The organism is Pseudomonas tumuqii (assembly GCF_013184545.1).
GTDB lineage: Bacteria > Pseudomonadota > Gammaproteobacteria > Pseudomonadales > Pseudomonadaceae > Aquipseudomonas > Aquipseudomonas tumuqii.
The window spans coordinates 24,129-43,967 of the sequence record NZ_JAAOJA010000008.1 but is presented as its reverse complement, the minus strand read 5'-3'; the positions used below and the strand labels follow the sequence as shown (position 1 = coordinate 43,967).

At 60.1% G+C, this 19,839-nt stretch carries 21 protein-coding genes and 5 pseudogenes; 12 read left to right on the top strand and 14 right to left on the bottom strand.

All coding sequences use genetic code 11. From position 1 onward, the window contains the following. The first annotated feature begins 60 nt into the window (after window positions 1-60). Window positions 61-1,113, top strand: a complete 1,053-nt coding sequence (locus G9C89_RS15430; protein WP_172149532.1) for an NAD(P)H-dependent flavin oxidoreductase — start codon at window positions 61-63, stop codon at window positions 1,111-1,113. A gap of 165 nt (window positions 1,114-1,278) precedes the next feature. Then, window positions 1,279-1,560, top strand: a pseudogene (locus tag G9C89_RS15425) (phage infection protein); the annotation flags it as partial. 131 nt (window positions 1,561-1,691) lie between these two features. Here the strand turns inward: G9C89_RS15425 and G9C89_RS15420 are convergent. Next, complete coding sequence (locus G9C89_RS15420; RefSeq protein ID WP_172149530.1) at window positions 1,692-2,960, bottom strand: cytochrome c biogenesis protein DipZ; 1,269 nt, start codon at window positions 2,958-2,960, stop codon at window positions 1,692-1,694. 76 nt (window positions 2,961-3,036) lie between these two features. Beyond that, entirely contained in the window at window positions 3,037-3,303 is a 267-nt protein-coding gene (locus G9C89_RS15415) for a DUF2790 domain-containing protein (protein ID WP_172149528.1), read from the bottom strand. Between the two features lie 269 nt (window positions 3,304-3,572). Between G9C89_RS15415 and G9C89_RS15410 the strand changes: the two genes are divergently transcribed. The 3 genes from G9C89_RS15410 (at window position 3,573) to G9C89_RS15400 (ending at window position 6,254) form a co-directional block, all read left to right on the top strand. Continuing rightward, window positions 3,573-4,313 carry a response regulator gene (locus G9C89_RS15410; RefSeq protein ID WP_172149526.1) on the top strand — a complete coding sequence of 247 codons (741 nt, stop codon included), beginning with the start codon at window positions 3,573-3,575 and terminating at the stop codon, window positions 4,311-4,313. Next, window positions 4,310-5,605 (top strand): ATP-binding protein, encoded by a 1,296-nt coding sequence (locus G9C89_RS15405; RefSeq protein WP_172149524.1) that lies wholly within the window; start codon window positions 4,310-4,312, stop codon window positions 5,603-5,605. The genes G9C89_RS15410 and G9C89_RS15405 overlap by 4 nt, the downstream gene beginning before the upstream one ends. Before the next feature lie 133 nt (window positions 5,606-5,738). Continuing rightward, entirely contained in the window at window positions 5,739-6,254 is a 516-nt protein-coding gene (locus G9C89_RS15400) for an HvfX family Cu-binding RiPP maturation protein (RefSeq protein ID WP_256674231.1), read from the top strand. 357 nt (window positions 6,255-6,611) lie between these two features. Here G9C89_RS15400 and G9C89_RS15395 read toward each other — a convergent pair whose 3' ends face one another. Then, window positions 6,612-7,529 (bottom strand): LysR family transcriptional regulator, encoded by a 918-nt coding sequence (locus G9C89_RS15395; RefSeq protein ID WP_172149520.1) that lies wholly within the window; start codon window positions 7,527-7,529, stop codon window positions 6,612-6,614. Between the two features lie 112 nt (window positions 7,530-7,641). Here G9C89_RS15395 and G9C89_RS15390 point away from each other — a divergent pair, with 112 nt between their 5' ends. Together G9C89_RS15390 and G9C89_RS15385 are read left to right on the top strand one after the other, a co-directional pair. After that, window positions 7,642-8,091, top strand: coding sequence for a carboxymuconolactone decarboxylase family protein (locus G9C89_RS15390; RefSeq protein WP_172149518.1), 450 nt, complete (start codon window positions 7,642-7,644; stop codon window positions 8,089-8,091). Next, a complete protein-coding gene (locus tag G9C89_RS15385; RefSeq protein WP_172149516.1) occupies window positions 8,088-8,507 on the top strand; it encodes a cupin domain-containing protein in 420 nt (139 codons plus the stop codon). Before G9C89_RS15390 ends, G9C89_RS15385 begins: the two co-directional genes overlap by 4 nt. A 472-nt stretch (window positions 8,508-8,979) precedes the next feature. On the opposite strand, the pseudogene G9C89_RS15380 reads toward G9C89_RS15385, so the two are convergent. The 4 genes and pseudogenes from G9C89_RS15380 to G9C89_RS15365 all read right to left on the bottom strand — a co-directional run. Next, window positions 8,980-9,246 (bottom strand): annotated as a pseudogene (locus tag G9C89_RS15380) (cupin domain-containing protein); the annotation flags it as partial. A gap of 40 nt (window positions 9,247-9,286) precedes the next feature. After that, a complete protein-coding gene (locus G9C89_RS15375; protein ID WP_172149514.1) occupies window positions 9,287-10,030 on the bottom strand; it encodes an HvfC family RiPP maturation protein in 744 nt (247 codons plus the stop codon). Further along, on the bottom strand, window positions 10,023-10,871 hold the full coding sequence (locus G9C89_RS15370) for an HvfB family MNIO-type RiPP peptide maturase (RefSeq protein ID WP_172149505.1): 849 nt from the start codon (window positions 10,869-10,871) through the stop codon (window positions 10,023-10,025). The genes G9C89_RS15375 and G9C89_RS15370 overlap by 8 nt, the downstream gene beginning before the upstream one ends. Window positions 10,872-10,931: 60 nt before the next feature. Continuing rightward, entirely contained in the window at window positions 10,932-11,396 is a 465-nt protein-coding gene (locus G9C89_RS15365; RefSeq protein ID WP_172149503.1) for an HvfA family oxazolone/thioamide-modified RiPP metallophore, read from the bottom strand. A gap of 513 nt (window positions 11,397-11,909) precedes the next feature. Here G9C89_RS15365 and G9C89_RS15360 point away from each other — a divergent pair. Both G9C89_RS15360 and G9C89_RS15355 read left to right on the top strand, forming a co-directional pair. Then, a complete protein-coding gene (locus G9C89_RS15360; protein ID WP_172149501.1) occupies window positions 11,910-12,329 on the top strand; it encodes an organic hydroperoxide resistance protein in 420 nt (139 codons plus the stop codon). A 198-nt stretch (window positions 12,330-12,527) separates the two neighbouring features. Further along, window positions 12,528-13,070, top strand: coding sequence for a thioredoxin family protein (locus G9C89_RS15355; RefSeq protein WP_390623825.1), 543 nt, complete (start codon window positions 12,528-12,530; stop codon window positions 13,068-13,070). A 99-nt stretch (window positions 13,071-13,169) separates the two neighbouring features. Here the strand turns inward: G9C89_RS15355 and G9C89_RS15350 are convergent, their stop codons facing one another. The 5 genes and pseudogenes from G9C89_RS15350 to G9C89_RS15330 form a co-directional block, all read right to left on the bottom strand. Further along, the gene (locus G9C89_RS15350; protein WP_172149499.1) at window positions 13,170-13,598 is read right to left on the bottom strand and encodes a cupin domain-containing protein; all 429 of its coding nucleotides are present in this window, start codon (window positions 13,596-13,598) and stop codon (window positions 13,170-13,172) included. Window positions 13,599-13,771: 173 nt separating this feature from the next. Further along, window positions 13,772-14,011: pseudogene (locus G9C89_RS15345) on the bottom strand (LysR substrate-binding domain-containing protein); the annotation flags it as partial. A 346-nt stretch (window positions 14,012-14,357) separates the two neighbouring features. Then, a complete protein-coding gene (locus G9C89_RS15340) occupies window positions 14,358-15,161 on the bottom strand; it encodes an alpha/beta fold hydrolase (protein WP_172149497.1) in 804 nt (267 codons plus the stop codon). Window positions 15,162-15,301: 140 nt separating this feature from the next. After that, window positions 15,302-16,255 (bottom strand): alpha/beta fold hydrolase, encoded by a 954-nt coding sequence (locus G9C89_RS15335; RefSeq protein ID WP_172149495.1) that lies wholly within the window; start codon window positions 16,253-16,255, stop codon window positions 15,302-15,304. Between the two features lie 185 nt (window positions 16,256-16,440). After that, window positions 16,441-17,352 (bottom strand): LysR family transcriptional regulator, encoded by a 912-nt coding sequence (locus G9C89_RS15330; RefSeq protein ID WP_172149493.1) that lies wholly within the window; start codon window positions 17,350-17,352, stop codon window positions 16,441-16,443. 284 nt (window positions 17,353-17,636) lie between these two features. Between G9C89_RS15330 and G9C89_RS15325 the strand changes: the two genes are divergently transcribed. Then, window positions 17,637-18,086: a GFA family protein gene (locus G9C89_RS15325; protein ID WP_172149491.1), complete on the top strand. Its 450-nt coding sequence runs from the start codon at window positions 17,637-17,639 to the stop codon at window positions 18,084-18,086. A gap of 85 nt (window positions 18,087-18,171) precedes the next feature. Here G9C89_RS15325 and G9C89_RS25260 read toward each other — a convergent pair. Further along, window positions 18,172-18,375 (bottom strand): annotated as a pseudogene (locus G9C89_RS25260) (integrase); the annotation flags it as partial. Between G9C89_RS25260 and G9C89_RS25550 the strand changes: the two are divergent. Both G9C89_RS25550 and G9C89_RS25250 read left to right on the top strand, forming a co-directional pair. Then, window positions 18,309-18,473, top strand: a pseudogene (locus G9C89_RS25550) (hypothetical protein); the annotation flags it as partial. The pseudogenes G9C89_RS25260 and G9C89_RS25550 overlap by 67 nt on opposite strands. Before the next feature lie 223 nt (window positions 18,474-18,696). Beyond that, on the top strand, window positions 18,697-19,125 hold the full coding sequence (locus G9C89_RS25250) for a hypothetical protein (RefSeq protein WP_256674209.1): 429 nt from the start codon (window positions 18,697-18,699) through the stop codon (window positions 19,123-19,125). Between the two features lie 88 nt (window positions 19,126-19,213). Here the strand turns inward: G9C89_RS25250 and G9C89_RS15315 are convergent, their stop codons facing one another. After that, on the bottom strand, window positions 19,214-19,837 hold the full coding sequence (locus G9C89_RS15315; protein WP_172149487.1) for a trimeric intracellular cation channel family protein: 624 nt from the start codon (window positions 19,835-19,837) through the stop codon (window positions 19,214-19,216). Between the last annotated feature and the right edge of the window lie 2 nt (window positions 19,838-19,839).

Genomic DNA, 19,839 nt, shown 5'->3' with positions numbered 1-19,839 from the left:
ACATCCTCTGTGGGAAGCTGCGTCAGCCAACAACAACCGCTCACGAGAGGCCTGCCGAACATGCGGATCACACAACTACTGGGGATCGATTTCCCGATCATTCAAGCGCCGATGGTTGGTGTTTCGACACCGCAAATGGCTGCGGCGGTGTCGAATGCCGGTGCGCTGGGCTCGATAGGCATCGGGGCCAGTTCGCCGGCCCAGGCCGAGGCGATGATCAAGCAGACGCAGGAACTCACAGACAAGGCATTCAACGTCAATGTCTTCTGTCATCAACCCGCTCGTCTCGATCCGGTGCGCGAGCAGTATTGGCTTGAACACCTGTGCCCATTGTTCGCCGAGTTCGATGCCGAGCCGCCGGCTAGCCTGCGTGAGATATATCGTAGCTTCGTTGATGATCCTGAAACGCTTCAGGTCTTGCTGGATACCCGCCCCGAGGTGGTCAGCTTCCACTTCGGGCTGCCCAAGCAGGACTGGATCGATCGGCTGAAGGCCAAGGGGGTTCGTCTAGTTGCCACAGCGACTTCGCTGGATGAAGCACGTCTGATTGCGACTGCCGGACTCGACGCCATAGTGGCCCAGGGAGTGGAAGCCGGTGGCCACCGGGGGGTATTCGAGCCTGTGCAGGATACATTGATTGGTACATTCGCCCTGGTGCGTACCCTGGCGCGGCAGTCGAAGCTGCCGATCATCGCGGCGGGCGGCATCATGGATGGCATGGGCATCCGCGCGGCAATGCAATTGGGGGCGGCCGGCGCCCAGTTGGGTACGGCCTTCATTCTATGCCCTGAGTCCGCCGCCAACGCCTCGTACCGTGCGGCCATGAAGAACCCGAGGGTGGAGAGTACGGCTATCTCGGCAGCCATTTCCGGCAGACCCGCACGGGGCTTGGTCAATCGCCTGTTCACCGATGTCGGCAGCCCGGAGGCGCCCGCATTGCCGGACTACCCGATAACCTACGACGCCGCCAAGGCGCTGCACGCCGTAGCCCTCGCCAAAGGCTGCGACGACTTTGCCGTGCGATGGGCTGGACAGGGTGCTCCTCTGGCGCGCGAGCTGCCGGCAGCCGATCTCGTCGCAATCCTTGTACGCGAGATGGCGGCGCAGGATTAATCCGATATCGGCCTGTTTGGCCTTCTTGTCCTGCTGGTTTTTCCTGAGGCTAGCAAGGCATTGCTGGCATCGATATTTACCATCATCCCGATGAAGTTCTCTTAAAAAAACTCGGGCGTAACATCTGCTCCGTACCCAGCCAACAACTTCCCGGAGCACACAACTATGAAACCCCAACTTATCCTCGGTTTTGCTTTTTCTGTACTGGCCGCCAATGTTTTTGCGGCTTCCGCTGCTCAACCAGTTGTCGCCGAAGGTGGTGCCGATCGCCTGATCGAGAACCGTGTCGCCTAAGGTGGCGCCGATCGCCTGATCGAGAACCGCGTTGCCGAAGGTGGTGCCGATCGCCTGATCGAGAACCGCGTTGCCGAAGGTGGCGCCGATCGCCTGATCGAGAACCGCGTTGCCGAAGGTGGCGCCGATCGCCTGATCGAGAACCGCATTGCCTAAGGTGGTCCCGACTGTCTGATTGAGAGCCCAGTATGAGCAGTTCGCAATTGCTGCTAGCACGAAAGCCGGCCCCCTTGGCCGGCTTTTTTTCGTGTATTGATATCGATTAGAAACTCAGGAGCAGTGACTCAACGGTCCTGGTGGGCGTGGGCAAGCCCAACTCCGCTGACCGAGACAGCCCCAGCGCTATCCCCAGCGTTGTGCTCCTGCAGAAGCTGCTGGATTACACCCTCCTGCCTTGCGTAATCCCCCTCGCCCACATGCAGATAACGAATACGGCCATTGGCATCGATGAAGTAATGCGCCGGCCAGTAATGATTGCCGAAGGCATTCCATACGCGGTACTGGTTGTCGATCGCCACGGGATGCTGGATATCCAGACGCCTGATGGCCTGGCGGACGTTGTCGAGGATCCGTTCAAAGGCGTACTCGGGCGTGTGCACCCCTATCACCACCAACCCCTGGTCGGCATAGCGCCTGGCCCATTGGTTGACGTATGGCAGGCTGTTGCGGCAATTGATGCAGTCGTAGGCCCAGAAATCCACCAGCACGACCTTGCCACGGAGGTCCGGCATTTGCAGCGCTGGGCCATTGAGCCATTGGGTAGCTCCGGCCAGGGATGGCGCCGGCCCCAGGTCAGGTAGTTCTCCGGGGGTGGCTGCATCGGCATCGCGGGACAGTTGTTCGAGGAAAGCCGGTACACCCTCGAGCACCTTGTGTTCCAGCGCGGATGCCAGGCTGGAGGATCCGACGCTGGCCAATTGGCTGCTGGCACCACTGACAATACCGATGACCGCCAGCAGCGCCACAGCCCCCGTGCCACGCCGCAGCCATTCGACCAGACGCAGAGACGGTCGAGCCCGCCGGTACAGGCCGCGCCCCAGGAAGATCACCCCAACCAACGCCACGGCGTTGCCGAGCCCGAAGCCGAGCAGCAGCAAACTGGTGGACGCGCTAGGCCCTTCGAGCATGGCACCCGAGAGGATCAGGCCAAGAATGGGACCGGCGCAAGGTGCCCAGAGCAGTCCCGCGGCACAACCCAGCAGCCAGGCTGAAAGCGCCGGTGGCAGACGTCGGGCATCGCCGTACAGCCGGTTGCCCAGCCATAGCCAGGGGCGGGACAGCCAGGTGCCGAAGCGCGTCGACAGCAGAGCCAGTGCAGAGGCGGCCAGCAAACCCAGGGCCAGATAACGGCCCCACTCACTGGCTCCGATGACCCAATCGCTGGATACGACCGCCAAACTGGCCAGCACGGCAAACCCCGAGGCCAGTCCGAGCAAAGTCAAACTGGGGCCCCATGCCGGCCCTCCGGCGCGTGAAAGCAGCAACGGCAGTATGGGAAGAATGCAGGGACTGAGCAGCGTCAGCACCCCGCCGAGAAAGGCGACGAGCAACATAGGCACCTCATGGACTAAAGGAGGTCATGTCCGGCAACAACCGAACGACCAGGCACAGAACACCGGTCGCTCGAGTTCAGTTGCCTTCAGAGCAGGAGCTGGCGTGTTTCCGATAGGCCAGGCTGCGCTTCTGGCCCCGGGAATCCAGGTAGTCCATCCGCGCGTCCACCACTTGGCACCACTGGGAAGACTCTTCGTGCAACGCCAGGACCTTCTGCACATCCAGTTGCATGCCGTAGTGATAGCGCTCCAGCGGGAGAGACTCGGCAGCCTGCAAGGGCAGACTGGCGAAGGCGAGAAGAACCGTCAGGGCGTAGGTGATGCGGCGAGTGATTGATTTCATATGGATATCCTCCGGTGATGAATGGCAGATGAGGCATCTCATCCGGTGGGGCCATTTCATGCCTGGGAGGTATCGTCGATATGTCCGCTGTGAGCGGCCATTGCCGCACCAGGTATCGCCGTCGCGCTCTGATACACGCTGATACCTGAGGCCCGCCGTGCATGCTCAAGTGGCGGAAAGAGGGGCGGATACACTGCAATACAAAGGGCGGAGGGCAACTGCCGTCAACGGCGATAAACTCAGGTGAGTAAAAGCGACGAGGACCACTCATGGAGCATGTCGATCACATCCTGATAGTTGACGATGACCGGGAGATCCGTGAGCTGGTCGGCAACTACCTGAAGAAGAATGGCCTGCGTGTCAGCCTGGCAGCCGATGGCAGGCAGATGCGCGCGCTCCTCGAAGGCAATGTGGTCGACCTCATCGTGCTCGACATCATGATGCCCGGCGACGACGGCCTGCGCCTGTGCCGCGAGCTGCGCGTGAGCCGGCACAAGGCCACGCCGGTGTTGATGCTCACCGCGCGTAACGAGGAAACCGACCGCATCATTGGCCTGGAAATGGGTGCCGACGACTACCTGACCAAACCCTTCTCGGCTCGCGAGCTGCTGGCCCGGATCAACGCAGTGCTGCGGCGCGCTCGAATGCTGCCGCCGAATCTGCAGATCAGCGAAAGCAGCCGACTGATCGGCTTCGGCCAGTGGCGCCTGGATACCAGTGCGCGGCACCTGTTGGATGCTGAAGACACCATGATCGCCCTGAGCGGCGCCGAATACCGCCTGCTGCGGGTTTTTCTCGACCATCCGCAACGGGTACTAAGCCGCGAACAGCTGCTGAATCTGACCCAGGGACGCGAGGCCGACATCTTCGACCGCTCCATCGACCTGCTGGTCAGCCGCCTGCGCCAGCGTCTGCAGGACGACGCACGTGAGCCGATGTACATCAAGACCGTGCGCAGCGAGGGCTACGTCTTCTCGTTGCCGGTGCAACTGCTCGAGTCACCCGCGTGATCGGTCCACGCAGCCTGGCGGCACGGCTGACGCTGCTTTTCCTCTGCGGTCTGGTGCTCGCCTACGGGTTGTCCTTCACCTCACAGTTCTACGAGCGCTATCAGACCGGACGCGACGTGATGCTGGGGAATCTCGAACTGGACGTAAGCACTGCCGTTGCCCTGATCGATCGCCTGCCGGCGGCAGAACGCACCGAGTGGCTGCCCCTGCTGGAACGGCGCAACTACCGCTATCGACTCGATGGGGGGCTGCCAGGACGCCCCATGGACATGGCTGAACCCCACATGGCTGTAGCTTCGATCGAACAAGCAATCGGCAAGCGCTATGCCTTGCGTTTCGAAACCATCGACGGGCCGCGGCCGCACTTTCAGGCCCACCTGAGATTGAGCGACGGCAACCCGCTGACCCTTGATGTGACACCCGCCCCTATTCCGGTCGCACAGTGGTTGCCATTGGTGCTCGCCCTGCAACTGGCCCTACTACTGTTGTGCACCTGGGTCGGCGTGCGCATGGCGATTCGCCCGCTGACGCAACTGGCCGATGCCGTCGAGCAGCTCGATCCGGACGCCCCGCACCCACCTCTGGACGAGAACGGCCCGCGGGAAGTGGCCTATGCCGCACGCGCCGTCAATACCCTGCAAGGCCGCATCGCCGCCCACCTGAAGGAGCGTATGCAACTGCTGGCGGCCATCTCTCACGACCTACAAACCCCCATCACTCGCATGAAACTGCGGGTCGAACAGATGGAGGCCTCGGCGGAACGGGAATCCATGTGGAGCGACCTCAATGAGATGCAGCATCTGGTGCGCGAGGGCGTAGCCTATGCCCGCAGCATGGAGGGGAGCCGAGAAGCACCGTGTCGGGTGGATCTGAATGCCTTTCTCGACAGTCTGGTGCTCGACTATCAGGACAGCGGCCAGGCGGTCAGCCTCGAAGGGCACAGCGGCGCACTCCTGGAAACCCGGCCCTATGCTTTGCGGCGGGTGCTGAGCAACCTCATCGACAATGCCCTCAAGTTCGCCGGCAGCGCCCATCTACAGGTACAGGACAGCCAGGGCAGCGTACGCCTGCAAATACTGGACGACGGCCCCGGCATCGGCGAGGCGGAACTGGAAGAGGTCTTCAAGCCCTTCTACCGGGTGGAGAGTTCGCGCAACCGCAGCACCGGCGGCACCGGCCTCGGCCTGGCCATCGCGCTGCAGCTGAGCGAGTCCCTGGGCGCCCGCTTGAGCCTGAGCAACCGCGAAGGCGGTGGGCTGTGCGCGCAACTGGAGCTGAATGTAACGCCCTGAACCGGGGATACAGAGGGATACAGCACGCCTCCTGGCGGACACATCCGGGACAAGCCGCCCGGCGAGCATGGGCAGCCTAGCGGCGGCATTCCGCCGACCGCGCGCATGTCCAAGGCCCCTATCCATGAGTCGCATGCCCACTTCTGCCAGCCCCACCAGCTTTATCCTCTCCGCACTTAAAAGCGTCTTCAGTCATATCGATCGCCTCGGCGTCTGGAGTGCCGACCTGCCGCTACGTCTGTTCCTGGCCTGGGAGTTCTTCGAGGCCGGCCTGGAGAAGTGGAACGGTCAGAACTGGTTCGGCCATATCCAGTCGGCCTTCCCCTTCCCCTTCCGTCTGTTTCCGGCCGAGCTGAACTGGCAGCTATCGATGTGGATCGAACTAATAGCCCCCCTACTCCTGCTGTTCGGATTGGGTACCCGCCTGGCCTCGGTGGTGCTGATGGCGCTGACCCTGGTTGCCATCGCGGCGGTGCACTGGCCGGCGCAGTGGTCCAGCCTGTCCGAACTTCTGATGGGCTACTCCATCAGCGACAAGGGCTTCGGCAACTACAAGTTACCGCTGATCTACCTGGTCGCCCTGCTGCCGCTTTTCCTCAAGGGCGCCGGTCGGCTCAGTCTGGATGAACTGCTACGCTACAGGCGCTGATCCACAAGCGAAAATGCCCGCCACCTGAAGTGTGCGGGCATTTTTGCGTTGATGCTTGGCGCACCAGCCAGGCTTCAAACCCAACCGCCCGCCGTGGTGAAAACTTTCAAGGCGGCGCGACTTAACGGTCCTCTTCGAGTACGGGAAAACCGCCCACACTCAGAAGTTCAAGAGCGCTTAGACGATCCGCATTGAGCTCTGTAGTTCGGAATCCAAGAGCACGACGTCAGAAGCAACACTATCACCGCGCCAACGTACGGCGCAGGTGCAACCCAATATCGCAATCAAGCGGCTCGGGTAAGGCCGGGACCTGCTAGCCGGCCCTCTCTTCCTCAGCTCCTGCTGGACGCTGAGCTGCTACTTCGTCGTCCAAAGCGGATGACTATCCATCAGCGCCGCCGCCCACTCCACGAAGGCCCGCACCCTTGCAGACAAATGCCTTGTGTATGGATACACGAGGTTGATCGGCATGCTATCCAACTCCCAACCTGGCAGCACCTCAACCAGTCTTCCCGCCTGAAGATGTGGGCTTGCTTCCGCGCGCGGAACCGAGACGATGCCGAGGCCCGCCAACCCGGCAGTAATATATGCGCTGCCATTGTTGAAACGCATCGCCGCCAATTGTTCGATCATAAAGTGGTCATCGCCACGATGAAGTGCCGGGGTTAGCTGCCTGCCTGAGGCGGGAAATGTGAACCCGAGGTAGCGATGGTGAAGCAAGTCGTCTGGCTTCAGTATCGACGTCGAACCCAACAAATAGGTCGGCGAAGCGCATAGGCAAAACCGCATCAGCCCCACCGGGCGGCACACCAAATCCTGGTCAGCGACCATACCACCTCGAAAAGCGCAGTCGATGCCTTCGTGCACGAGGTCAATCACACGCTCGCTGCAGCCAATATCCAGTTGAATCTGCGGATGTTGCGCCGTGAATTCCGGCAGTGATGGGATAACGAGGCAGATACCGACTGGAGAAGGCATCTCAACTTTCACCTGGCCACGCACCACGCTACGGCTCTGTGCAACCGAAGCCTCCAGCTCGTCCAGGTCATCCAGTAACAAGCGCGCGCGTTCATAGTAGGCAGTGCCATCAGTGGTCGGGGAAACCCTTCTGGTGGTCCTGTGCAGCAGCTTCACCCCTAGCTGTGACTCAAGCCCTTGAATTTGCCCGGAAATCGTCGTTTTCGCCACATTCAGTGCTGCTGCCGCACCAGTAAAGCTGCCCACTTCAACGATGCGGCAGAATGCACGCATTGCCTCTAATCGATCAAAAGCCATGATTGTCTGATTTTCCGCACAATGAAAACGGGAAATGCCAGTTTATCCACAAGCGAATGCTCAATAAAGTTTCTCCAAGGCCGAACTCCCTCGGTCATATGGAGGATGAAATATGAGCTCAAAGCGCCTCAACTACTACCAAGCAGCACCTCAAACGATGAAGGCGATGCTTGGCCTTGAGAAAACTGCCTCTGAATCGGTACTTCCCGGGTCGCTGCGTGAACTTGTGCGAATCCGGGCGTCACAGATCAACGGCTGCGCATACTGCATCGACATGCACGCCACTGACGCGGTGAAGGCAGGCGAAAGCCTTCGCCGCCTGATGGCCGTGAGCGTATGGAAGGAAACGCCCTTCTTCAGCGAGCAAGAACGTGCCGCTCTGCTGTGGACCGAGACGCTAACGCTGGTTGCGACCACTCACGCGCCGGATGAAATCTACCAAGAAGTGGCAGCCCACTTCAGCGATCAAGAGTTGGCTGAACTGACGTTCGTCATCGCCGGCATCAATGCCTGGAATCGTTTTGGCGTTGGTTTTGGAATGCAGCCGGAGTTAACACCATGAGCCTCTATGCCAAGGCAATTTGTCTCGCGATTTCAGGGCTGCTTAGCTCTGCTGTTATGGCCCACGGCAGCGGTGTCGGAGAAGAAACCGTCACCCCAATCGCGCAAGCCGTTGTCCCTCCCCAGGTCTTTAAACGTGCGACGGCGGTTCGCGTCGACTACGCCCCTGGCGGTACTTCGACGACTCACCGGCACCCAGGGCACGTGTTTGTCGTGGTACTGAGCGGTGAGATTGAATCGGCCGTTGACGGCCACTCCCCTCAACGATTCAAGACCGGCGAAGCCTGGTATGAGAGTCCAGGGCAACTGCATCGGGTGTCCCGCAATGCGAGTGGCTCCGAGCCCGCGTCACTGGTGGCGTGGTTGCTGTCCGACGGCAAAGAGGAACTCGTCCAGCCGGTCACATTGAAGAAGTAACGCCAAGCCCACGATCGATAGTGCGTCCAGAACCGGGCGGGTTCACCGGGTGCGAAGCTGTTGGCTAGCACCCGTATTCCTGCAATTCCAAACCACTGTTGATTTAGAACTTTTTTTGATTTTTGGAGATCCTGATGAAAACGCTCAAAGCCCTCGAGCCTACAGCAACCTTGTCTACTTAAATCACGTAGACAAGGGCGGTCACTTCGCCGCCTGGGAAGAGCCAGATCTGTTCAGTACCGAGGTGCATGCCGCATTCAGGTCATTGCGCTGATCCCCCGGCTCCGGGTGCCGGGGGCTCGCCTGTGGGGCCATGGTCTGCATGCATTTCGACCGCCCGGATTGAATCTGTTGTGGGAGCAAACACTCAGCGCCCTCGATCCCGGTCGGCGTGCTTAGCGTGCGGCGCCCGGAAAAGTGGGCTTCACGGGCAGTGAATACATGGTTTATGTCCTGAACAAATGCATGGACTGCCACAGTGCCCGGCAGCCGCCTCACCGAACAACCACCTCAATGTATCGGCCAACAACGGCAGCTCATCGAGGGGCAACACCAAAAGATCGGGTAACGAAGCAGACAACGGGTTGCTGGCACCGCCATCGAACTCCATAGACGCACACACGAGTTGGGCACCCGCGGATTCATCCGCGATCAATTTATGCCGGCCTGGAAATGAGCCAGTCAGCAAATCGCCCGGCGTGGGTGGCAACACGGACGACCTACCGTAAAGACGGAGCATGCCTGGCCTGTCTCGAATCCGTCTGCCAGTCGCGCAGGCGCTAGGCCCGAGTGCCCAGCACCACACCCTGAACGCGCAGGCTTTCCAGCAGATCCCTGCCCGAGGGAAGAATCTCGCCTGCGGAGACGCCGACGGCTTCGGCCAACACGGCCAGATGCTCGCGGCCGCTGCTGTCACGCGTCTGCAGCGAAGCGAGCAATGCATACGCCAACGGCGCGAGACGCGAGAAATGCACCCGCTGGTCCGCTCGACGCTGTATCAAGATCAGGGTCGGCTCGGTCGGCGCCGCTTTCGGCAGGTGATTTGGGCCGATATCGCAAACCGGCCAGCGGTAGGCCAAGGGCCAGGCCAGATTCGACAGCAACGGCACGCCCTCGAGCAGGTCGCCCTCGGGGTCATGGGCCGGCTCGCGGCTGTCGCTCAAAAGCAGCGCGCTTTCCATCCATTCGTAATGGGCCAGTTCCGCCAGCCAGGACGGCAGGCCCAGGGTATCGCCCGCCCCCTCTTCCAGGTAACTGACGAGCTCCCCCGCGAGTTCGGTGAACAGCGGCGTCTGACAGCGGTAGTCGGCGTAGAAGGCGTGAACCAGCGCTCGCCACTGCTTGGCCCCGAGGCTGGCGCGAATCACCGGAAAACCGCCACCCAGCAAGGACTCCAGGTTGCCGATGAACAGCCGGCGATAGACCGCCAGACGGCGAGCCTCGATACCCGCGGGCTCCGGCTGAAGAGGATCACGCACAAGGCTCGCCAACGTCATCAGTTGCTCGTGAAAAGACTCAGGCATAACGCACCTCCGGCAACGCATGGGTCGCATGCTGAAACATGCGAATCCTATCCACCTCCACCAGCAATTCGCTCAGCGGCGGGAAGTTGAAGTCGCGCTCCAACAGCGTCGGCAGGACACCGAAACGCCGATAGGCCTGCTTCAGCAAGGCCCAGACACCGTCCTTCACCGCTGCACCATGGGTATCGATCTTGAGATCTTCGGCCTCGTCGTAGTGCCCAGCCACATGCAGGTAGACCACCCGCTGCGGCGGAATCGCGGCCAGGTAGCCCGCTGCGTCGTAGCCATGATTGATCGAATTGACGAAGAGGTTGTTGACGTCCAGCAGCAAGTCGCAGTCGGCCTCCTCCAGCACCGCACGGAGGAAGTCGATCTCGCTCAGCACCTGATAGGGCGCGGCGTAGTAGGAGATGTTCTCCACCGCGATGCGCCGGCCCAGGGTGTCCTGTACCTGGCGGATACGCGCGGCGACATGCTGCACCGCCTCGTCGCTGAAGGGCAGCGGCAGCAGGTCATAGAGCTGGCCGTCATCGGAGCAGTAGCTCAGGTGCTCGCTGTACAGCGCGACGCGATGGCGATCGAGGAACAGGCGCGTGCGTCGCAGCAAATCCTGGTCCAGGGGGGCCGGCCCGCCCAGGGACAGAGACAGACCGTGGCAGGTCAGCGGAAGGCGCTCGGTGAGCCGCTCCAGTTGTTCGCCGTAAGCGCCGCCGACACCGATCCAGTTGTCGGGCGCGCACTCGAGAAAGTCCACGGCGCCGGCGTCCATCGCCAGCAGTTCGGGCAGCAAGGCACGTCGAAGACCGAGGCCGGCGCCGTACAAGGGGGATGCGATGGTCATGACGATGCTCCTGATGGCTGGCCACCCTCCCCGCGCCAGCGGTGCAGGGAGGGTATCGGCTCAGTCCTTGGCCTGGCTCATGCGGCTGAACAGCTCCGTGGGCACTTTCTTGCCGTTGGAGGTGTACTGATTGCTGCGGTACTTGTAGACCTCGGCCTCGGACAGGTAGCCGTCGTCGTTGGTGTCCATCACCTCGAACTCGTCCTGACGGGTCGGGGCCACGGCCAGGAACTCCGCGAGCGACACCAGGCTGTCGTCGTCGCTATCGGTGCGGGCGAAAGACTCGTCGCCGCACTTGCCCTCACCGCACTTGCCTTCGGCCTGATTGACCTTGGCACCGGCCTCGCTGGAGCCGCATTTGCCCTCCCCGCACTTGCCTTCGCCGGCTTTCTCGGCGGAAGCCAATTGGTATCCCTGGGGCAACGCCTCCACGGCAAAGGAGGCCTGGGCCAGGCTCATGCCGCCCGCCAGGGCAACAGCGAGCAGGCCGATACGGGTCTTGTTGGTAACTTGGGTACGAGACATTAGATTTCTCCGGATGATGCATGGCGCGGCTGACCGCGCGGGAAATGCCACAAGGGCTAAACCCGGCATGAGGCACATGGCGACCTGATCGACGCTCGACGGGACATGCGCAGGCCTCTTGTGGGCCTGGCCATTTGGCACCGGCGATGTATCCACGAAGTATCGGCAGACTGGCGCCTTTGTATGCCAGCGCCGTACACGTCGCTCCGGATACAGAGGGATACGTCAATGAACGGTTTGCTGAAGCCTGCTAGGCATCAGAGCGGGACGCACTGCATCGAACATCACGAACCAGAACGGCCGGGCCCATCCGCAGTCCCATTGCGGGGCGCACGGTCGCGATTTGTAACGCTCTGTATTGCGGCGCGAAATATTACACAAGGTTGCACAGGGGCCGCGGCTGGACACATCCGCACTACACGCGGATGAAAGACTGAGCCGTGTCGGGCTCACGCCATCGCCCGATAGACCGCATAACGAAATGGCGCAGCCCCAGCCAACGAGGTACACCGCATGATCAACGCTATCGAGAAGGTGCTTTACACCGGCAAGACCCACACCACCGGAGGCCGCAACGGCGAGTCGTGCAGTTCGGATGGACGTTTGGACATCAGGCTGTCCGCACCTGGCTCGTCCGGCCACGGCACCAATCCCGAGCAACTGCTGGCAGCCGGCTGGTCGGCCTGCTTTATCGGCGCCATCGGCAAGGCGGCTGCCGCGCTGAAGGTTACCCTTCCTAGCGACGTGGCAGTGGATGCGGAAGTGGACCTGGGTATCGCCGGCACCGCCTATTTCCTCCAGGCACGGCTCAATGTCAGCCTTCCCGGAGTGGACCCCGAAGTCGCTCGGGCGCTGGTCGATACCGCGCACCGCACCTGCCCCTACTCCAAGGCGACTTGCGACAATATCGACGTCGAAATAAACCTGATCTGACCTCGGCATGCGCTGCTGCCCGCCTGCCGGCGGGCAGCAGCGTCGCCATCCAGACGGCTCGCTCTGTTTGGTTCTCGCCGGCCTCAATGCGATGCCGACGCAGCCGAATGACCGTGTCGGCACCCCGCGCACGACAACCACGTGCCAACCGCTTCGACCAATCGCCTTCTGACCGATCTCCACGACAGGACCTCGAACGTGATCAAGCCTCTCTTCAGCATCCTTGCCGCCTGCCTGATGGCCGCCTCCTGCAGCGCAGGCGCTCAGGACGACCCGATCAATCCAAGAATTGCGTCACCTGCCCACATGGTTCCGGACTTCAGAGGGATCACCCACTGGATCAACAGCGATCCCCTGGCCATGGAGCAACTGCGGGGCAAGGTCATCCTTGTCGAGTTCTGGACCTACGATTGCATTAACTGCCTACGCACCCTGCCCTATGTGAAGCAATGGCACGAACGCTACAGGGATCAGGGACTTGTCGTGATCGGTGTGCATACGCCCGAGTACGCCCATGAGAAAGTAATAGCCAATGTCGAGGAGGCAGTTGAACGACTCGGCATCACCTATCCCGTTGCCCAGGACAACGGCTACAGGACTTGGAACACCTTCGGCAATCGCTACTGGCCGGCCCTCTACCTGATCGACCAGGATGGCCGAATCGTTTATCAGCACTTCGGCGAAGGCGCCTATGCCGAGACGGAAGCCAGAATCCGGCAGCTGGTTGAGGCGGCCCGCTGAGGTACTTTGCGAAGAGAGACATGGGTTGGACGACGGGACCTGCGATCCCGTCGTCCAACGGCGACCTGCCTCATGTCATGACAGGTCGTCGGGAGGTACTCACTGCTCCAGGACAAGGAGCGGCGCGCCTTTTCTGACGATGTAGGTCGCCAGCTCCGAGGCCTTGCCGTCGCCGATATTGGTTGCGATATGTGGTGTGCCAGCCGGGATATAAAGGGACTCGCCGGCCTTGAGGATCACAGGATCCCGCCCCTTGAGCCGATACTCGAAGGTGCCCTCGATCACGTAGGCGACCTCTACACCCGGATGGGAGTGATTCGGGGATGCCACGCCAGGATCGAAATCGACCCGTGCCTGAATCACCTCATGAACGGAATCGCCGAGATCGTTGTGTGTCAGATCCGTGCGCTGGATGCCTTGCTTCCAGTTGGCGTTCGCCGCGTATTCAGTCTGGTGTTGGTCAGCCTGGGTAAACCCGGCGAATGCGGTGAGCGCCACGGCGGCGGCTAGTAGATGGGGATAACGCATGATCGTCTCCTTTCAGAGCTGTCAGAGGGAAGCCTCACTCTGTCCAACCTCTGTACCGCCGGTATGTCGAAAGGATGCGGACTTGCAAGCCTGCATGTACAAAGGGCCGCGGGATACAGAAGGGTACAGTCGGCGGCTCGCCGGCCTCCTGCCCTCGCATTGCCGGCAGAGGCCTACCAGGCCTGGTTCTTGTCCATGATGAAGTTCGCGAACGCCCGCAGACGCAGCGGCATATGCCGGCTGTGCGGATACAACAGAGTGAAGGGCCGCGAGCGTCCGGCAAACGGCTGAAGCCCGTCCACCAGCGAGCCCTCGGCCAGCTCGCGTTCGACGATGAAGCGATAGGTCTGGAACAGGACCGCGCCGTTCTTGGCCAGGGTCACGCCGCCGAGCATGTTGTCGGAACAGAGGTAGTCGCACTACACGGCCAGAATGGATAGTCGGCCAGGCCTTGTTCCCTAACCATCTGAACGACTTGCAGCTTGAAGCTGGCGTCGAATCCCCTGCGTTTACGGCTCATACATGACTCCTCTGTCGGTGGATTTTCCACTTATCGAGGTGTCCAGGGAAATTAGACCACCACAAACTGCTTTGTTGGTGGCAGGGTATTCAGTCGCAATGGCTGATCTACCAATTTGGATTTGGCTTAGGGCCTTTACTTCTCAACCTGCTCAAAGGGCTTTTATCCACTAGGCGAGTAGCCTGATGGAGGGTGATGGTGGTGAAATCGACGAGGGTATTCATTATGGCTTCCCCTGTTTATTGAGCGGTCGCTTGTGCTGCTTCAATGATCAGCGCTGCAACTTGCTCCGGGTTGGACGTCATCACCACATGGGAGGCCCCTTGGATGGTGACAGTTTTTTTCGAGCCAGCGCGCTCGGCCATAAACTTCAGCGCGGCCTCGGGAATGTTCTTGTCCGCCGAACCGTAGATAAACCAGGACGGCAGTTTCTTCCAGGCCGGATCGCCAGACGCCTCGGTCAATGCAAACTCGCTGATCGGACGTTGGGTTGCGGCCATCAGCGCAGACTCGGCAGCAGGAACGTCGTCGGCAAACTGCTGACCGAATTTGTCCTGCTGGATGTAGAGGTCCTTATTGCCGTCGTCCAGCAGCACCGGAGCTGCCAAGGTCGGGCCAAGGGTGCCACCAGGGTAGCGGCCGGACAGTTCGATGGCGGTTTCGCCTTTGTCCGGTGCGAAGGCTGCCACGTAAACCAACGCCTTGATCTTGGCGTTGTCGTGACCAGCGTTGGATATCACGGCCCCGCCGTAGGAGTGCCCAACGAGGATCACCGGACCGGCGGTTTGCTCAACGATGTCGGCAACATAATCAGCGTCATTCTTCACGCCGCGAAGCGGGTTTGCTGCGGCAATGACTGGGTAACCCTGACTCAGCAACTGAGCGGCAACGCCATTCCAGCTGGATGATTCGGCGAATGCGCCATGCACAAGTACTACGGTGGGCTTGGCGGTTGTCGGTTGCGTGGCGGCTGCACTATTGAGTGATGCCAAAGCCAATGCGGTGGTGATGGTGGTGGTCAAGAAAGACTTGAAATTACGCATGATGAGTTCCTTTCGTGGATTGGGTTGGTAGCGCTGCATTAGGGGTAATGCTCATGCGCGGCCCATGGTTATGGGGGCCTTGATTGGCTTGCAGCCGTCTGGGCAGCACATGAGTAGGATTGGTCCGGGATGCGCTGGGCTTACTTCTGCAGGAAGTCCAACAGATCCTGATTAAGGCGCTGCTTGTGAGTGTCGGCGAGCCCGTGTGGCGCACCGGGATACACAATCAGTTCGGCGCCCTTGATCAGTGCTGCCGAGGTCTTGGCTGAGGTCTCCACAGGCACGATCTGGTCGTCGCCACCGTGGATTACCAAGGTAGGCACATCGAATTTCCGTAGATCCTCACGGAAATCGGTAGCTGAGAATGCTGCGATGGAGTCGTAAGTGTTCTTGTGGCCAGCCTGCATGCCCTGTACCCAGAACGACTGTATTAAGCCCTGAGACGGGGTGGCGCCTTCGCGGTTGAAGCCGAAGAAAGGACCGGAAGCGATATCGAGGTAGAGCTGCGAGCGATTTTCCAGTGAGGCTTTGCGCAGGTCATCGAACACTTTGATAGGCAGGCCCTTGGGGTTGCTTTCGGTCTGTAGCATCAGCGGCGGCACGGCTGCCACCAGAACCGCTTTCTTGACGCGACTGGTACCGTGGCGGCCGATGTAGCGGGCCACTTCGCCGCCGCCGGTGGAGAAGCCGACCAGGGTGACGTCGTTCAGGTTCAATGCTTCAAGTACGGCTGCCAGATCGTCGGCATAGTGATCCATGTCGTTGCCTTCCCAGGGCTGGCTGGAACGGCCGTGGCCACGACGGTCATGGGCGACAACGCGGTAGCCTTTGTCAGCGAGGAACAGCATCTGCGCTTCCCAGCTGTCCGAGTTCAGCGGCCAGCCGTGGCTGAATGCGACCACTTGGCCATCTCGTGGCCCCCAGTCTTTGTAATAGAGTTGCACGCCATCTTTGGTCGTGACGTAGCTAGCAGACTGGACGATTTTGCCGACAGCGGATGCGCTGTTGCCAGTTTTATTGGGCTGCGAGGCCTCGGCGGAAAGAGTAGCGAGAGCCAGGGTTGCCAGTGCCAGGGTGCGATTCAGGGTGTTCATCGTATATCTCCAAGAGAGTCGGGTGACCTGTCACGACCGGTAGTGATCGTGTCTTGGAGAGTAAGGAGGCACAGTGGGCCCGAGAACTGCCGTACCCCTGATAGCTGCCATAGCCCAGGCCGATGGCTACGAGAACGGCTAAATCTCAGCTGATCCTCTTGGGCGGCCCATCTAACACGGCGTGTTCAGCTCGGCTCCAGCTGGGCGCTTAGATAGAGCTGTCGGCGCAGCCATTGGTGGCCGGCATCTTTATGGGTACGTGCATGCCATGCCAACACCAGACGCAGTGCAGATAACCCGAGAGGAGGTTCGAAGAGGTCCAGTCGATCGGAGTATTGGCTCAGGAAGCGAGAGGGCAGCGTGCATACCGCATCGGTAGTGGATAGAACCAGAGGAACGTGTGAATAGTTTTGAACCGAGTACATGACATTGCGTGAGTAGCCTTGCTCAAGGAGTGCCTCATCTACCATGCCAGCGAAACGCCCCCCTTGTGTAGAGACAAGGACGTGGTTGAGGGAGCAGAAGCTTTCAATATCGAAAGGCCCGGTGCCGCGGGGGTGTCCCTTGCGTTGCGCAGTTCGAAATCCGTCTTCCCAAAGCGGGCGCTGCATAAGGTCTCCAGGCAGGCCATCCGGCACAGTGATCAATAGATCGATCTGTCCTTGCTCAAGCTTCTCGTACACGTCGCGTGGCGGATAAATACAGGCCAAACGCACATTGGGAGCCTCACGTGCAAAATTCGCACAGAGCTCGGGAATGAGTACCGCAGCGGGGGTTTCGAAAAGGGCGACGACAAAGGTGCGTGTCGTGGTTGCTGGATCAAACAGCTCAGGCTGGCTGACCAGTCGCTTGAGCCCCTCAAGTACATGCAGCAGCTCCTGCTCCAGAGCCTCTGCGCGAGGGGTTGGCACAACACCTCGGCCGTTTGCAGCTGGGACGAATAACGGGTCCTCCAGGATGTCGCGCAGACGTACTAGGCGCGCTGATAAGGCGGGTTGGCTGATCCCTAACTGGGCCGCAGCTCGTGTGACGTTGCGCTCTTCAAGCAGCGCTTTTAATGCCAGTAGCAGCGACCCATCGATATCCGTGTAATTCATCACCATTCCTCGGTCAGCACTATCAAGACAAGCCTGTCTGTGGGGAATGAAAACAAACAAAGTACCGAGCTGTATAGCCTATGGCCCCGCCGTAACCGGGGGAGCCATTTGTACTGTATTTCGTCTTGGATTAGTTGCGACCCAGGCCTACCGCATTAGTCGCGATTGCGGTATTGGGCGGGTACCCACTCATACCTGCCGGCTTCGCGCCGGATGTGGCCTATTCCCGGAAATGGTAAGTGAGCGACCGCTGACAAACGCTTACGCATAGAAAAGGGGATTGCATGAAGATTACGGGTGGATGCCATTGTGGCGCGGTGAGCTACGTTGTTGCTACGGATAACCTGCCACCGAGCTATGCCTGCCATTGCCTGAATTGCCAGACAACCAGCGGCAGTGCGTTTGGCCTGCACGCGCTATTGCCCGAGGACGCTCTGCAGATCACTGGCGAGTTAAGCGACTACCGCTACGAAGGTACGCACCAGGCCAGCCATCATCGGCTCTGCGCCCATTGCCATACGCGTATCTACAACACCACCAGCGCGGCTCCCGGCATGCTGGTATTACGTGCCGGTACCCTGCATAACAGTGCTGAAATCGAGCCAATTGCACACATTTGGGTGAAGCGTAAGCAACCCTGGCTGCAGCTGGACGAGGGTTGCCCAAGCTGGCCAGAAAGCCCGACACCAGAGGCCTTTGCCCAGGCGATGCAGGCACGCCAGTGCAGTTCCTGAATCGGCTCTGGTTTCATCGACGAATCAGGCGGCCGTTTTTTTTGCCGGATAGCGACGGTCCGTTTTCGGCCGTCGCTATGCATGGTTAGACCTCAGTCTGTTCCGCCATTTCCAAGGCGTCAGCGACCTCAATTCCTAGATGTCGGACAGTGCTTTCAAACTTCGTATGGCCGAGCAGGAGTTGTACTGCTCTGAGGTTCTTCGTCCTGCGATAGAACAGGCATGCTTTCGTGTGGCGCATCGTTTTGGTGCCGTACATGGCCGGATCAAGGCCAATGGCTCCTACCCAAGGAACGCCAATACAATCTGGTAAGCGCCCTGGCCAAACGCCACAGTGAAAACGACGACGATCTGTGCATTTTGGCCGTCGGCGACGACGATCAAAATATTTACCAATGGCGCGGCGGCAGCAATCAGCATATCGAGCGCTACCAGCAAGAGTACAAAGCCGACATCAGCTATCTGGTGGAGAACTTTCGCTCCAGCAAAATGATCATTGCGACTGCCAACCTGCTGATCGAAAAAAACCGTGATCGACTCAAAGCCAAGCATCCAATCCAGATCAACAACACTCGCCAGGAGCTGCCCCTGGGCGGTCGCTGGCAGACTCTTGATCACCTGCGGCAGGGCCGCGTTTTATGTATTCGACTACCCGCAGCCGACAGCGCAACAGGCAACAGGCAACATCCAGGCACAAGCCATATTGGCAGCGTTGCAGCGTCTCAAAGATTTAGAGCAGTGTTTACTGGATGGAGGCTGGAACCCAAAACAGCAACAGTTAGAGGATGAACGCCGCCTGTACTACGTCGGCATGATCCGAGCAGAAGAAACTCTGACCCTTTGTGAATTTTCATCCACCAACGCCTTCACCCAGTCGTTCGGTGAAGCTCTGCTACGACAAAGTTTCAGCGACCAGCATGACCCGGCATTGGATACCCAGTATCAAGTGTTCAGCATGAAGGACATCGATATTGGCTACCCTGGCCGTCAGCCCGCAACAGCTCTTATTCACCATGCTCCCAAGCGTTGTAAACTCTGATGGCTGTCTTATTCGGGCCGAAAACTGCCCATAGCGAACGGCAGCTTTCGGCAAGGTCAGCCCCGCAGATCCAGACGTTCGATCATGCTCAGTCCCGATCCAGCAAATGGAAACGTGGTAGCGAGAAATGCCAGCGGATGGCGGCCAGGCGGATAAGCAGCACGGTCAGCATGGCGACACCGGTATCGAACCAGTGCGGCGTGTCGAGCGCGCGCAGTCCGATAAACACCAGGGCGCCGGCAATGCAGGCGGTGGCGTAGATTTCCTTCTGGAAGATCAGCGGGATTTCATTACAGATCACATCGCGCATGACGCCGCCAGCGACGCCGGTCATGACGCCCATGATCACCGCGGTACTCAGCGGCACATTGTGCTGCAAGGCCACTTCGGTGCCGATCACGGTGAATACGGCCAAGCCGAAGGCATCGGCGATCAGCAACCCCTTCTCATGGATCGGCTGGGTGAAGCGAACCCACACCACGGTGCCCACCGCCGCCAGGGATGCGATGACGATATAGGTGTCGTCACGTATCCAGCTGACTGGATGATTGTCGAGAATCACATCGCGCAAGGTTCCGCCGCCCAGCGCGGTGATGACGGCAATCACCAGCACGCCGAACAGGTCCATGGATTTGCGCCCAGCCATCAAGGCGCCGGTGATGGCGAATACGGCTACGCCGAACAGGTCAGCCAGGTAGAAAAGTTGTGGCATGG